Annotated in this window: 13 protein-coding genes; 6 read left to right on the top strand and 7 right to left on the bottom strand. The window is 71.4% G+C overall.

The window, feature by feature from the left end:
• Positions 1-37: 37 nt before the first annotated feature.
• On the bottom strand, positions 38-1,141 hold the full coding sequence (locus ACFYP5_RS02880) for a hypothetical protein (RefSeq protein ID WP_389029699.1): 1,104 nt from the start codon (positions 1,139-1,141) through the stop codon (positions 38-40).
• Positions 1,142-1,208: 67 nt separating this feature from the next.
• Here ACFYP5_RS02880 and ACFYP5_RS02875 point away from each other — a divergent pair, with 67 nt between their 5' ends.
• Complete coding sequence (locus ACFYP5_RS02875) at positions 1,209-2,354, top strand: cystathionine gamma-synthase (RefSeq protein WP_389029696.1); 1,146 nt, start codon at positions 1,209-1,211, stop codon at positions 2,352-2,354.
• A gap of 346 nt (positions 2,355-2,700) precedes the next feature.
• Here ACFYP5_RS02875 and ACFYP5_RS02870 read toward each other — a convergent pair whose 3' ends face one another.
• The 3 genes from ACFYP5_RS02870 to ACFYP5_RS02860 form a co-directional block, all read right to left on the bottom strand.
• A complete protein-coding gene (locus ACFYP5_RS02870) occupies positions 2,701-2,913 on the bottom strand; it encodes a hypothetical protein (RefSeq protein ID WP_389030712.1) in 213 nt (70 codons plus the stop codon).
• Positions 2,914-2,948: 35 nt separating this feature from the next.
• On the bottom strand, positions 2,949-3,455 hold the full coding sequence (locus ACFYP5_RS02865; RefSeq protein WP_389029694.1) for an RNA polymerase: 507 nt from the start codon (positions 3,453-3,455) through the stop codon (positions 2,949-2,951).
• Positions 3,456-3,546: 91 nt separating this feature from the next.
• A complete protein-coding gene (locus ACFYP5_RS02860) occupies positions 3,547-4,071 on the bottom strand; it encodes a MarR family winged helix-turn-helix transcriptional regulator (protein WP_389029691.1) in 525 nt (174 codons plus the stop codon).
• 156 nt (positions 4,072-4,227) lie between these two features.
• Here ACFYP5_RS02860 and ilvA point away from each other — a divergent pair, with 156 nt between their 5' ends.
• The 3 genes from ilvA to ACFYP5_RS02845 all read left to right on the top strand — a co-directional run bounded on the left by ilvA (position 4,228) and on the right by ACFYP5_RS02845 (position 7,426).
• Positions 4,228-5,457, top strand: coding sequence for a threonine ammonia-lyase (gene ilvA, locus ACFYP5_RS02855; protein WP_389029688.1), 1,230 nt, complete (start codon positions 4,228-4,230; stop codon positions 5,455-5,457).
• A 98-nt stretch (positions 5,458-5,555) separates the two neighbouring features.
• Positions 5,556-6,581: an ATP-binding cassette domain-containing protein gene (locus ACFYP5_RS02850; protein WP_389029685.1), complete on the top strand. Its 1,026-nt coding sequence runs from the start codon at positions 5,556-5,558 to the stop codon at positions 6,579-6,581.
• Positions 6,578-7,426: an ABC transporter permease gene (locus ACFYP5_RS02845; RefSeq protein WP_389029682.1), complete on the top strand. Its 849-nt coding sequence runs from the start codon at positions 6,578-6,580 to the stop codon at positions 7,424-7,426. The genes ACFYP5_RS02850 and ACFYP5_RS02845 overlap by 4 nt, the downstream gene beginning before the upstream one ends.
• A gap of 66 nt (positions 7,427-7,492) precedes the next feature.
• Here ACFYP5_RS02845 and greA read toward each other — a convergent pair whose 3' ends face one another.
• Positions 7,493-7,990 carry a transcription elongation factor GreA gene (gene greA, locus ACFYP5_RS02840; RefSeq protein ID WP_389029680.1) on the bottom strand — a complete coding sequence of 166 codons (498 nt, stop codon included), beginning with the start codon at positions 7,988-7,990 and terminating at the stop codon, positions 7,493-7,495.
• 203 nt (positions 7,991-8,193) lie between these two features.
• On the bottom strand, positions 8,194-8,610 hold the full coding sequence (locus tag ACFYP5_RS02835) for a DUF4307 domain-containing protein (RefSeq protein WP_389029677.1): 417 nt from the start codon (positions 8,608-8,610) through the stop codon (positions 8,194-8,196).
• A 152-nt stretch (positions 8,611-8,762) separates the two neighbouring features.
• Between ACFYP5_RS02835 and mca the strand changes: the two genes are divergently transcribed.
• Together mca and ACFYP5_RS02825 are read left to right on the top strand one after the other, a co-directional pair.
• Positions 8,763-9,644 (top strand): mycothiol conjugate amidase Mca, encoded by an 882-nt coding sequence (mca, locus tag ACFYP5_RS02830; protein WP_389029674.1) that lies wholly within the window; start codon positions 8,763-8,765, stop codon positions 9,642-9,644.
• Between the two features lies 1 nt (position 9,645).
• Positions 9,646-9,885 (top strand): hypothetical protein, encoded by a 240-nt coding sequence (locus ACFYP5_RS02825; RefSeq protein ID WP_389029671.1) that lies wholly within the window; start codon positions 9,646-9,648, stop codon positions 9,883-9,885.
• An 84-nt stretch (positions 9,886-9,969) separates the two neighbouring features.
• Here the strand turns inward: ACFYP5_RS02825 and ACFYP5_RS02820 are convergent, their stop codons facing one another.
• A complete protein-coding gene (locus ACFYP5_RS02820) occupies positions 9,970-13,227 on the bottom strand; it encodes a tetratricopeptide repeat protein (RefSeq protein ID WP_389029668.1) in 3,258 nt (1,085 codons plus the stop codon).
• Positions 13,228-13,342: the final 115 nt, after the last annotated feature.

The raw sequence follows: 13,342 nt of genomic DNA, 5'->3' as shown, positions 1-13,342 counted from the left end.
CGCACAGGGGCTGAACAGGCACGGAGCCGCTCCGCGGCTACCTCGGCAGCGTCGCGGGACTGCCGCCGTTCGCCTCGTACCCGGCGACCGCGAGCGCCCGGTACACCGTGTACTCGGCGGCCGGGTCGGAGTTCTGCGTCCACGGCAGCGCGCCCACATGCCCGTCGATGTGGACGAGTTGGTTCATCGCCTCCGACCAGCGCTCCATCCGCACCAGGAACAGCACCAGCAGATGCCGGACATGGGCGAGCATCGGATCGTCGGGCCGCGCCGCGTGCACCGCGAACAGCGCGCCCTCGACCGCCTTCGTCACCACCAGACCCTCATAGAAGCCGCTGACGAGATTGACCTCGGGCAGATGCTCGTACACCGCGAACAGTGGCAGCGCGGCCAGCAGCGAGCCCTGCGGGGCGCGGGCGGCCGCCGATACGGCGAAGCGGTCGGCCTCCTCGCGGGAGCCGTGCCACTTCTCGCACCAGAAGTGCAGCGCCGCGATGTGCGCGCCCATGTGTGTTGGGGCCCGGTCGATGATCTTCGCCCAGAGCCGGTCGAACTCCTCGTGGGAGTAGCCGAGTCCGCGGGCGACAGCCAGTTCGACGATGTACGGGACCGGGTCACCGGGCGCCAGCAGGGCCGCCTCGCCGCAGACCGTACGGGCCTCCTCCAGAATGATCCGGAAGTCGTCCGTCCCCGCCGTGGAGGACCGCCACGCCTGCTGGACCAGGAACTCGGCATGCACGGCCGCACCGCCCGCGTCCTTCGGTGACTCGGCCCGCCACGACCGCAGCCACGCACCACCGACACCCGGGGCCTGCATCAGCTCGAGCGACGCGGCGCCGGCGAACGCCTGCACCCGCTGCCACCGCACCTCGCTCTCCTTCGGCGTCCCGGCCAGCAACTGCGAGGCCGCGCGCCAGTCCTGGGTGCGCTGCACCACGTCGAGGACATCGAGGAGATCCTGATCGGGGCCCGGCATCCGGACGTCCAGCTCCTCCTGGCGGACGAAGCCGTAGGTGTCGGGGTCGGCGGCGTCCGGGGAGCCGGGCGCGACCTGGTGGATGCCGGACCTGCGGCGCAGAACGAAGGGGCCGATCACCGCGGCGAGCATGCACACCGCGATGAGGAACCAGAGAATCTCCATACGTCCATTGTCACCGGACGGCGCAGTGGCCGTGGAACACCCCTGTGACGAACTACGCTCGGGCCCCATGAGCGACCAGCACAGCTTCGAGACCCTCGCGATCCACGCGGGCAACGCCGCCGATCCCCTCACCGGCGCCGTTGTTCCGCCCATCTATCAGGTGTCCACGTACAAGCAGGACGGTGTCGGCGGGCTCCGCGGCGGCTACGAGTACAGCCGCAGTGCCAACCCGACGCGCACCGCACTGGAGGAGAACCTCGCGGCCGTCGAGGGCGGCCGCCGCGGTCTCGCCTTCGCGTCCGGGCTCGCGGCGGAGGACTGCCTGCTGCGTACGCTGCTGTACCCCGGCGCCCATGTCGTCATCCCGAACGACGCGTACGGCGGCACCTTCCGGCTCTTCGCCAAGGTGGTCCAGCGGTGGGGCGTCGACTTCTCCGTCGCGGACACCTCCGACCCGGCGGCGGTCCGGGCCGCGGTCAACGACCGTACGAAGGTCATCTGGGTGGAGACGCCGTCCAACCCGCTGCTCGGCATCACCGACATCGCGGCCGTCGCGGACGTGGCCCGCACCGCGGGTGCCCGGCTGGTCGTCGACAACACCTTCGCCAGCCCCTATCTGCAGCAGCCGATCGCGCTCGGCGCGGACGTCGTCGTGCACTCGCTGACCAAGTACATGGGCGGCCACTCGGACGTCGTCGGCGGTGCGCTGATCGCCGCGGACGCGGGGCTCGGCGAGGAACTGGCGTACCACCAGAACGCGATGGGGGCGGTCGCCGGGCCGTTCGACTCCTGGCTGGTGCTGCGCGGCATCAAGACGCTGCCGGTCCGGATGGACCGGCACAGCGAGAATGCCGCCAAGGTCGCCGAGCTGCTGACCCGGCACCCCAAGGTGACCCAGGTCCTCTATCCGGGGCTGCCGGAGCACCCGGGGCACGAGATCGCCGCCAAGCAGATGAAGGCGTTCGGCGGCATGGTGTCGTTCCGCGTCGAGGGCGGCGAGGAGGCGGCGGTCGAGGTCTGCAACCGGGCGAAGCTGTTCACGCTCGGCGAGTCCCTCGGCGGTGTCGAGTCCCTGGTGGAGCACCCGGGCCGGATGACGCACGCCTCGGTGGCGGGCTCGGCGCTGGAGGTGCCGGCCGACCTGGTCCGGCTGTCCGTCGGCATCGAGTCCGCGGACGACCTGATGGCCGACCTGACGCAGGCGCTCGGCTAGAGAGGTCCGTCCTGGGACGGGTGGTGACACCGAAGCGCCGGGCGGGCGGACCCGCTGCCCGCCCGGCGCTTCGCCAGGTGCTCCGTCCGGTCGGGCATCGGCCGTCTCGCCCTCCGGCGGCTCACGGATCTGTTGCCGCAGCTCCGGGCTGTCCGTCTGCTCGTGGACGGTGACGGCGTCCTCCTTGCGGCCCGCAGGACCTCCTCCTCGCTCACCGCGGACGGTGAGCGAGGAGTTCGTGACGCCCGGGTACTTGCGGCAGCCGACGATCTTCCTGGTCATGACGGCCTTCCCGGCTCGTTCCGCACGACACCCCGGTCCAGGGTGGTTCCGTGCGAATCCGGGCTCACCAGCCTTCCAGGGGCGGTGTCGTCTCGGCGGGCGGCACCTGCCACGGCTGGGTGATCACCGCCCACACCATGAACGCGGCCACCGCCGTGAACAGCACCGTCAGCGCCAGCGCGCGGCCCACCCGGTGGCGGCGCAGCATGCGGCCGCCGCGCTCCGCCGCCTGGTCCGCCAGACCGGCGGGGACCTGCGGATGCGGCCCGTCCAGCATCCGCCGGACGTGGTCCTCCCTGCGGACGGGGCGCTTCACGGCGCCGCCCTCAGGAGCCCCATGGTCCATCGCCTGGTCCGGCGCCGCGGGGTGGGCCCCCGGGGGTCACCCATGGTGGCCACCGAGCGGTTGCAGATCGCCCGGACCCGGTCCACCGGAAGCCCCAGCAGCGCGGCGGTCTGCTCCTCCGCGACACCCTCGTACAGCCGCAGTACGAGGACCAGCCGCGCTTTCGGGGCCAGCGGGTCCAGCAGGCCGCCGCGCGGCCGGTGGTGCCGCCATGCCTCCCGGGCGAACCGGGAGGCCAGCTCCTGCCGGGTGCGGTTGTACGGATCCTCGCCGTGCAGCCGGTCCCAGTCCGCGTATGTACGGGCCAGCGCGGCGGTCAGCAGACGCAGCGCCCGTTCGTTGGTCCCGGGCGGCTGCGACGGTTCGGCGGTGAGCAGCGTGGCAGTGTGCAGCAGGCGGCCGGCCGCGCCCGCCACGAAGGCCTCGAACTCCTGGGCGCGGCGCCGCTGAGGACCCGCCTGCCGCTCTCGCACCCCCACATGGCAGCGCCGCCGACCACCCCTGGTCAAGAGGTCGGACCGAGCTAATGCCACCCCCGAGGCTCCGCCCGGCCCGCGGTCCGGCTCAGTCGGTCGTCGGCTGATGTGTCTGCCGCGCGGCCAGCGACGCGTTGAACCGCGTCAGCAGTGTGCAGAACGTGTCCCGCTCCTCCGCCGTCCATTCCTGCGTCACCCGCGACATCAGCTCCCGCCGCGATGCCCGCACCTCGTCGAGCCGGGCCTGCCCGCGCGGCGACAGCTGGAGCACGACAGCGCGGCCGTCCTCCGGGTGCGATGTGCGCTTGACCAGACCGGTGTCGACGAGCGGCGCGACCTGGCGGGTCACGGTCGAGGAGTCGATCCCCATGCCCGCGGCCAGCGCCTTGACGCCCATCGGGCCTTCCCGGTCCAACCGGTTGAGCAGCAGATACGCGGCCCGGTCCATGGAATTGCGGACCTGGCCGACACCGCCGAGGCGGGTCTGCTCGGCACGGCGGGCGAACACGGCCACCTGGTGCTGCAGAGCGTCGAGGAGGTGGTCGGGACCCGGGGAATCGGGGGTGGCGCCCCCGGAAGGAGACGCAGCTGTCGTCATGTCCTGAGGGGGCATGGCCGGGGGCTCTCTTCGTGCGGTGTCGGATGGGTGGGGGACAGAGTACGCGGCCACGGGGCAACGCGTACCAGTGCCGCACAAACCTGCGGACAACGACGCAGGACGGCGCCGCGGCGGCGTCCCGCACGGCGCCCAGCTGCAAGACTTGCGGTCATGAACTTCCGTACGCCCCACCCGTTTCCCCCAGTGATCCTCGACGATGTCCGGGGTGCGCAGAAGATGCTCTCCGGTGTGGCCCGGATGACCGTGATGGAGGGCAGCCGCCATCTGTCGGAGCTGGTCGGCGCGCCGGTCCACTTCAAATGCGAGAACCTGCAGCGGACCGGTTCGTTCAAGCTGCGCGGCGCGTACGTACGGATCGCCGGACTGTCCCCGGTGGAGCGGGCGGCCGGAGTCGTCGCCGCGAGTGCCGGAAACCATGCGCAGGGTGTCGCACTCGCCTCTGCGCTGCTGGGCGTACGGGCAACGGTCTTCATGCCGGTCGGGGCGCCGCTGCCGAAGGTCGCCGCGACCCGCGAGTACGGCGCGCAGGTCAGGCTGCACGGCCAGGTCGTCGACGAGACGCTCGCCGCCGCCCAGGAGTACGCCCAGGAGACCGGCGCGGTCTTCATCCACCCCTTCGACCACCCGGACATCATCGCCGGTCAGGGCACGGTCGGCCTGGAGATCCTCGAACAGTGCCCCGAGGTCCGCACGATCGTCGTCGGGATCGGCGGCGGCGGTCTCGCCGCGGGCATCGCCGTGGCGGTGAAGGCCGTCCGGCCCGACGTGCGGATCGTCGGCGTCCAGGCGGCGGGCGCGGCCTGCTACCCGCCCTCCCTGGCGGCCGGCCACCCGGTGGTGATCGACGGGCTGCACACGATGGCGGACGGCATCAAGGTGGGGCGCCCCGGCGACGTGCCGTTCGGGCTCGTCCAGGAGCTGGTCGACGAGGTCCGCACGGTCTCCGAGGCCGAGCTGTCCAGCGCGCTGCTGCTCTGCCTGGAGCGAGCGAAACTCGTGGTGGAGCCGGCCGGGGCGAGTCCCGTCGCGGCGCTTCTGAGCGACCCCCGGTCGTTCCGGGGGCCGGTGGTCGCGCTGCTGTCGGGCGGCAATGTGGACCCGCTGCTGATGCAGCGCATCCTGACCCACGGCATGGCGTCGGCGGGCCGCTATCTGAGCCTGCGGGTGCGGCTCACGGACCGCCCGGGCGCGCTGGCCGCCCTGCTCGCCTCGTTGTCCGTCGCGGACGCCAACATCCTCGACATCGGCCATGTACGGACCGATCCGCGGCTCGGGCTCACCGAGGTGGAGGTCGAACTGCACCTGGAGACCAAGGGACCGGTCCACTGCGAGGACGTCACGGCGGCGCTGCGGCAGGCGGGGTACGAGGTGACGGCCTGACACGCGGGCCCCTCGGTGTGCGCGTTCACCGGGCAGCGCACGGCGCACGATCCTAGGATCTGTGAGGGAAGTCACCCGAACGCTCTGGGGGAATCCGTATGCCAGGCGCCATCCATGCCGAAGGCCTGGTGAAGACCTTCGGCGATGTACGAGCACTCGGTGGTGTTGATCTCGACGTGCCGGAAGGCACGGTCCTGGGCCTCCTCGGCCCCAACGGGGCCGGAAAGACGACCGCCGTACGTGTCCTGACGACTTTGCTCCGGCCGGACAGCGGCAGGGCGGTCGTGGCGGGCATCGACGTGCTGAAGAGACCCGACGACGTCCGCCGCTCGATCGGGCTCTCCGGCCAGTTCGCCGCGGTCGACGAGTACCTGACCGGCCGTGAGAACCTGCAGATGGTCGGTCAGCTCTACCAGATGAGCCGGCGCGACGCGAAGGCCCGGGCGGGACAGCTGCTGGAACGGTTCAACCTCGCCGACGCGGCCGACCGGCCGACGAAGACGTACTCCGGAGGGATGCGCCGCCGCCTCGACCTGGCGGCGGCGCTCGTCGTCTCCCCGCCGGTGATGTTCATGGACGAGCCGACGACCGGCCTCGACCCGCGCAACCGGCAGCAACTGTGGGAGGTCATCGAGGAACTCGTCGCAGGCGGCACGACGCTCCTGCTGACCACCCAGTACCTGGAGGAGGCCGACCGCCTGGCGCACGACATCTGCGTCATCGACCACGGCCTCGTCATCGCCCGCGGCACCTCCGACCAGCTCAAGGCCCAGACCGGCGGCGAGCGCGTCGAGGTCGTCGTCCACCAGCCCGACCAGATCGACCCGGCCCGGGCCGTCCTCGCCCACCTGGGCAAGGGCGAGGTCACCCTCACCCTGCACACCCGGAAACTGACCGTCCCGGTCTCCGGCGGCGCCAAACTGCTCGCCGAGATCATCCGGGATCTCGACGCCCGAGGGGTCGAGATCGACGACATCGGCCTGCGCCGCCCGACGCTCGACGACGTGTTCCTCTCGCTCACCGGGCATGTGGCCGAGCTGACGGAGACCGACGACAACGGGACCGTCCCCCGCGGCCGCGGGGCGCAGACCGGCCCGAAGGCCGGACAGGAGGCCGCGAAGTGACTGCCACGGAAACGCTGCACATCGCGGCCCCCCGCCCGGGCGGCTCCCTGGGCCGCTCGGTCCGCGACTCCCTCGTCGTCGCCCGGCGCAACCTGATCCGGATGACCCGGATCCCCGAGATGGTCATCTTCGGGCTGATCCAGCCGATCATGTTCGTGGTGCTGTTCAGCTACGTCTTCGGCGGCTCGATGATGATCGGCGGTTCCACCAGCCCCGCCGACTACCGCAACTTCCTGATGGCGGGCATCTTCGCCCAGACCGTGACCTTCGCCACCGCCGGCGCCGGCGCCGGGATCGCGGACGACATGCACAAGGGCCTGATCGACCGGTTCCGCTCGCTGCCCATGGCGCGCGGTGCGGTGCTCACCGGCCGTACGCTCGCCGACCTCGTCCAGACGACGCTCACCCTGGTCGTCCTCGCGGTCGTCGCCCTGCTGGTCGGCTGGCGTACCGAGGAGAACGCCGGCAAGGTGCTCGGCGGCTTCGCGCTGCTGCTCCTGCTGGGCTACGCCTTCTCCTGGATCGGGGCCCTGATCGGTCTCTCGGTCCGCACCCCGGAAGCGGCCACCTCGGGCGGCCTCATCTGGCTCTTCCCGGTCACGTTCATCTCGAACGCCTTCGTGCCCACCGAGAACATGGCGGGCTGGCTCCAGCCGATCGCCGAATGGAACCCGTTCAGCGCGACCGTGCAGGCCTGCCGCGAACTCTTCGGGAACCCGGGCGTCTCCCCGTCGGACGCCTGGCCGATGGTGCATCCCGTCTGGGCCTCGCTGATCTGGTCCGTCCTGATCATCGCGGTCTTCCGAACGCTGGCGGTCCGCAAGTACCGCTCGGCCGGCGCCTGAGGGAGAGCAGCAAGGAGCCCCGGCCGTCCCGCGGCCGGGGCTCCTTGCTGCTGCAGGTGCGGTGGGTCAGCCCGTGTACGGCTTCGCCTCGAGGATCTTCACCGAGGCGGTCTTGCCGTTCGGCAGCTCGTACTCCGCGTCCTCACCCATCTTCTTGCCGTTCACGCCGGAACCGAGCGGAGACTGCGGGGAGTACGTCTCGATGTCCGCGCTCGCGTACTCGCGGGAGGCGAGCAGGAACGTCATGGTGTCGTCGGGATCGCCGTCGAACGCGATGGTGACGACCATGCCGGGCTCGACCACGCCGTCGTCGGCGGGGGCCTCGCCGACCTTCGCATGCTCCAGGAGCTGGGTGAGCTGGCGCACCCGCAACTCCATCTTGCCCTGCTCCTCCTTGGCCGCGTGGTACCCGCCGTTCTCCCGGAGGTCACCCTCCTCACGGGCCGCCGCGATCTTTACGGCGATCTCCGTGCGCGCGGGACCAGACAGGTACTCCAGCTCGGCCTTGAGCTGGTTGTACGCCTCCTGCGTGAGCCAGGTGACGTTTTCGCTGGTCTGGGTCACAGGTGCTCCTAGTCGGTACTGGAAATACAAGCGTCGGTACTGGGAATACAAAGCAACGCCCTACCCAGAAGCATGTGCCTCCACGGGTGGGCGAAACCACGAGCCTAACAATTCCGCAGGAAAAGGGGGAGAAGGTAAACCGCTACGACCGCGTCAATGCAGGTCAGGGACGATAGTCGCAGGTCGGAGCCGGTCCGTGCCGGTCAACGCGACGCCCCGCCGTCGGCGGTGCAGCCCAGCAATTCCACGCTGGTCGCGCGCGACGTCGTACGCAACGAGACGATCCGGTCGATCCGGTCGGAGCGGTCGTCGAACCGGATGTCCTTCCGGGCCACGTCGTCGCCGTCCACGCGCTGCGAGCGGAGCGTGCAGTAGCCCTTCGCGTCCCGGTCCTTGCGGACCTCCAGGTGGACGTCGACCCGGTCGTCCGAGACGATCTTGAACTTGATCACCTCGGCGCTGATCTCCTGGCCCGCCACGTAGTCGTAACCGATCCAGCCGACCACGCCGAGCAGTGCGACGCCCAGCACCGAGCCGATGATCTTGAGCTTGCGGTCCGCGTGCTCGTCCGCGGAGCGCCCGTAGCGGCCCTCCGGAAGTGCTTCACGCACCGCAGTCATGATCGTTCCTTCCGTACCGGGGGATCGCGGAATTTTCCACCCTCGGCTTCGGTCACTATAGAAGTCTGCCACCCGCGCCCGACCGCCGCCCCGCACCGACGTCCCTACGGGACGGCACCACTCAACGGCGACCAATCACTGAGGATCGAGTCTTGACTGAGCAGCTTCGACTGATGGCCGTACATGCCCACCCCGACGACGAGTCGAGCAAGGGCGCGGCCACCATGGCCAAGTATGTGTCCGAGGGGGTGGACGTGCTGGTCGTGACCTGCACGGGCGGCGAGCGCGGCTCCATCCTCAACCCGAAACTCCAGGGCGACGCGTACATCGAGGAGCACATCCACGAGGTACGCAAGAAGGAGATGGACGAGGCCCGGGAGATCCTGGGCGTCAGGCAGGAGTGGCTCGGCTTCGTCGATTCCGGGCTGCCCGAGGGCGACCCGCTGCCGCCGCTGCCCGACGGCTGCTTCGCCCTGGAGGACGACGAGAAGGCGGCGGCGCGTCTCGTCCGGAGCATCCGCGCGTTCCGTCCGCACGTCATCACCACGTACGACGAGAACGGTGGGTACCCCCACCCCGACCACATCATGACCCACAAGATCTCGATGATCGCGTTCGACGGCGCCGCAGACACCGAGACGTTCCCCGAGACGGAGTTCGGGCCTGCCTGGCAGCCGCGGAAGCTCTACTACAACCAGGGCTTCAACCGTCCGCGCACGGTCGCGCTGCACGAGGCGCTGCTGGCCCGCGGCCTGGAGTCGCCGTACGGCGAGTGGCTGGAGCGCTGGAAGGAGTTCGAGCGCGTCGAGCGGACGCTGACCACGCACGTTCCGTGCGCCGAGTTCTTCGAGATCCGGGACAAGGCGCTGATCGCGCACGCCACCCAGATCGACCCCGACGGCGGCTGGTTCCGGGTTCCGATGGACATCCAGCGGGAGGTCTGGCCGACCGAGGAGTACGAGCTGGCGAAGTCTCTCGTCGATACCTCCCTCCCCGAGAGCGACCTCTTCGCGGGCATCCGCGACAATGCCTGATATGTACGCGACCCAGGCACTGACCCACGTCGTTCCTCTCGCCGAGGAATTCGACAAGAACAAGGTGACACCCGGCGTCCTCGGCTTCATCGTCTTCGCGGCGCTCGCGGTGGGCGTGTGGCTGCTGATGAAGTCCATGAACCGGCACATGGGCAAGGTGAACTTCGAGGAGGCGCCGGATCCCGACGCGGTGTCCGCCGACGCCGGGACATCGGGAACCGCTACCGGCCGCACCCGGTAACGCTCCGTCGCCATCTGCCGGACGGGCTGGATCCACCGCCCGTCCGGCACGTCCGAGTGCCCGGCAAGAGGCCCCGGCCCCGCCCTACGACCGCGCCCCCACCGGTACGCCCATGATTTCGCGGGCGTGGCGGGTCGGGGTCATACCCAGGCGCCAGGCCTGCCAGCCGTCCTCCAGGTCGACCCCGCGGTTCAGGACCACCGCGAACGCCTCCGCACAGTCCTCCAGCTTGCCGTCGCGGGTCGGATGGCCCGCCCCGAGCAGGTCGGCGAGCTCCTGCTGGGCCACCACCGTGCCCACCTCCGTACCGCCCGCCGACGCGTACGGCAGCAGTGTGCAGCGCAGGAATCGGGCCCAGTCGGCGCCCCGCGTGTCGCCGTACGACTCGAACAGCTGCGACGCCTCGTCGCACAGGGCCAGCGCCTGCGGGGCGCGGTTGTTGCCCGCGTCGATCAGGACCAGCTCCAGACACGTCCACGCCTCGCCGTGGGCGACACCGATCCGCCGGAAGTCGGCCCGCGCGTCGACCAGGAGCTGCCGGGCGAAGCCGGAGTTGCGCAGATTGCCGGTCCGGGCGGCCCGCTGGTCGCGGGTGACCCGGCCCGAGTGGTGCCGGGCGCACGCCAGGCCGTACACGTCCCGCATCCGGGAGAACATCGTGCGCGCCCGCTCCAACTCCCGTACCGCCTGATCGGTGTCGCCGGTCTCCTCCAGGGCCTGTCCCAGGTAGTACAGCGTCCACGCCTCGCCGCGCGCGTCCTCGCTGTCCCGGTGCAGCGACAGCGCCCGGCGCAGCTCCTCGACCGCCGGGGCCGCCTCTCCGTCGAGCAGCCGGGCACGCGCCAGCTGGGTCAGCGCCCAGGCCTCGCCGCGCTCGTCACGGGTGCTGCCGTACAGATCCAGCGCCGTGCGCAGCGCCTCGTCGGCCCCCGCCACATCGCCCATCCGCAGCAGGGTCTGGCCCAGCTGGAACCGCGCCCACGCCTCGCCGTGCAGCGACTCGCCCTCCCGGTGCAGGATCAGCGCCGTGTCGAGGAGGGCCAGAGCCTCGGCGATACGACCGCGGTCACGCTCGACGGCGGCCAGCGCATGCAGCGACCACGCCCGGTCCGCGGCCTGCTCGTCGGAGGACTGCAGCCCGATCGCCTCGCGCAACCGCGCCGCCGCCTCGGTCAGGTTGCCCTGGTGGTGCAGGGTGATGCCGAGCGAGCAGAGCGCCAGCGCCGTGCCCGCCTCGTTCTGCGCCTCACGGTAGAGGCCGACGACCGAGGACAGGGTGGTACGGGCCTTGTCCAGCTCACCGAGCTGCCGGGCCGCGATACCGGTACGCCACTGCACCGACCGCTCGAGCAGCCCCTTGTCGACGGCCTGCGTCAACTCACTGATCTCGCCCAGCCGGTAGAGGTCGCCGCGCAGCAGGCAGTAGTCGCACAGCGCGCCCAGCAGATCCAGCACGGCGGCCTGGTCGACGCCCTCCGCGTGCCGCAGCGCGGAGGTGATGAAGCTCGACTCGTCGTCCAGCCAGCGCAGCGCCGCGTCCAGCGAGGTGAAGCCGTGCGAGCCGAACTGCCCCGCCCGGGTCGACATCTTGCCGTCCACCATCCGGATCACCGCACCGGCGAGCTCCGCATAGTTGTGGATCAGCCGCTCCTGCGCGGCCGTACGGTCCGCCGCCGCCTCCTCGTCGAGCAGCCGGGCCAGGGCGAAGCCCCGCACCAGATCGTGCAGCCGGTAGCGCGAGCCCCGCACATGATCGAGGAGCCCGGCCCGGCACAGGACCGTCAGCAGCCGCTGCGCCTCCTGCTCCTCGGCGGACAGCAGCGCCGCGGCCGCCGCCGCGCCCAGGCTGGCGCGCCCGGCAAGCGCGAGCCGGCGCAGCAGCCGCCGCGCCTGCTCGGACTGGTCGGTGTAGCGCAGCCACAGCGTCCGCTCGACGGGGGCGACCGGACCGTACGCGGCGAGATCGGTGGCCAGCGAGCTGAAGGTACGCGCCCCGAGCGAGGAGCCCGCGACGCGCAGGGCCAGCGGCAGGCCGCCGCACAGCTCGGTGACGGTGTCGGTCGACCGGGAGTCGTACGGCCCCAGCTCCTGCTCCTCGGCCGAAGCACGCAGCAGCTCCTCCGCGCCCGCCGCGTCCAGAGGCCCCACCGGCAGCTGGTGCACCCAGGCCGGGATGTCGGCAGGCAGGTCCAGGGGCGCGCGGGAGGTGACGAGGACCAGGCTGTCGGAGCGCTCGGGGATGAGCGTGCGAACCTGCGCCGGGTCGCCGGCGTCGTCGAGGACGACCGTCACCGGCGTACCGGTCAGATGCTGGTGGTACAGCTCGCCGAGCCGTCGCACCTGCTGCTCCGGGGCGGACCCGCCCCGGGCCTTCGACCTCGCGCGACCGGGGGAGCCCCCCTCCCGGAACAGCAGCTGCTCACGGGGTGCACCCAGGCGGTTCAGCAGATGCAGCAGTGCGTCACGGGTCGGCAGCGGATTCTCGCCGGTGACGTCGGACCGCAGATCCACCACGCAGGCGCCCCGGAACTGGTCCTTCAGTTCGTGTGCCGCCCGCACGGCGAGGGTGGTGCGGCCCGAACCGGGCTCACCGTGCAGCACGACGACGGTCGGCTTCGTCTCCGTCGAGGCCCGGGCCGCGTGCACCCACCGGGCGATCTGCGCCAGCTCGGTCCGGCGGCCCGCGAACGGCCCGTCGGGGGCGGGCAGATGACTGAAGGACTGACCGAGCAGCGACCGGGTGCGCGCCGCCGCGCTGCGGTCCCCGCCGCGCAGCTGCGGTACGACCGTGGCGGCCTTCTTCTTCGGCGCACGGGACGACGCGGTCAGCATCCGCTGTTGGTCCAGGAACGGGCGTATGCCCCGCACCTCCAGCGCCGCCAGCCACTGCAGCCGCAGCTGCTCGGGGCCGCCGGGCTGACCCAGCGCGCCCGCCTTCCGGTGGGCGGCGGGCCAGTGCGAGGCGGTCACCTTGGCGACGGTGGCCGCGGCGCCCGCGACGGCGACGACGGCGCCCGCGCCGAGCGCCGGCCCGGCCGCAGTGCCGAGCGCGACATCCGCGCCGAACGCCGCAGCCGCGGCAACTCCTGTCACCAGCAGGGGAGTTCCCAGCGTCGCCTTGCTGAACCGCTGCGACAGGGGCTGCTGTCCGGCCTCCATCGCGTCGAGTGCCTGGACGTACGCGGCGTACTCCTCGCCCGCGTCGGCCACCAGGGAATCGAGGTCGGCCCGCCCGCGCGCCAGCAGCGCCGTGGCGTCGGTCCGGCCGCCCGATCGGCGTACCTCTTCCTCGACGGCGCGTACCAACAGCCGTTCGGCTTCAGCCCGGTGGCTGTCCCGCATGTTCGTCCCCCTCCGAGAGCTTCGGTTCGGGACAAGTGTCCTGTGCGGGGCGGCTGAGCGCGAGAGAGCGAGGGGATCGGCCGGGGTGAGAGTCACGGTCCCGGCCCGTGGCGTG

Origin of the sequence: Streptomyces sp. NPDC005262, from assembly GCF_042872425.1 — a bacterium.
Taxonomy (GTDB): domain Bacteria; phylum Actinomycetota; class Actinomycetes; order Streptomycetales; family Streptomycetaceae; genus Streptomyces.
This window is presented reverse-complemented; position numbering and strand designations above follow the sequence as displayed.

What these genes read in the sequence shown, in the direction of transcription:
- ACFYP5_RS02860 (WP_389029691.1), bottom strand. Translation starts at nt 4,071, where the DNA reads ATGCCCCCTCAGGACATGACGACAGCTGCGTCTCCTTCCGGGGGCGCC.
- ilvA (WP_389029688.1), top strand. Translation starts at nt 4,228, where the DNA reads ATGAACTTCCGTACGCCCCACCCGTTTCCCCCAGTGATCCTCGACGAT.
- ACFYP5_RS02820 (WP_389029668.1), bottom strand. Translation starts at nt 13,227, where the DNA reads ATGCGGGACAGCCACCGGGCTGAAGCCGAACGGCTGTTGGTACGCGCC.
- ACFYP5_RS02870 (WP_389030712.1), bottom strand. Translation starts at nt 2,913, where the DNA reads ATGCTGGACGGGCCGCATCCGCAGGTCCCCGCCGGTCTGGCGGACCAG.
- ACFYP5_RS02875 (WP_389029696.1), top strand. Translation starts at nt 1,209, where the DNA reads ATGAGCGACCAGCACAGCTTCGAGACCCTCGCGATCCACGCGGGCAAC.
- ACFYP5_RS02880 (WP_389029699.1), bottom strand. Translation starts at nt 1,141, where the DNA reads ATGGAGATTCTCTGGTTCCTCATCGCGGTGTGCATGCTCGCCGCGGTG.
- ACFYP5_RS02850 (WP_389029685.1), top strand. Translation starts at nt 5,556, where the DNA reads ATGCCAGGCGCCATCCATGCCGAAGGCCTGGTGAAGACCTTCGGCGAT.
- ACFYP5_RS02825 (WP_389029671.1), top strand. Translation starts at nt 9,646, where the DNA reads ATGTACGCGACCCAGGCACTGACCCACGTCGTTCCTCTCGCCGAGGAA.
- ACFYP5_RS02835 (WP_389029677.1), bottom strand. Translation starts at nt 8,610, where the DNA reads ATGACTGCGGTGCGTGAAGCACTTCCGGAGGGCCGCTACGGGCGCTCC.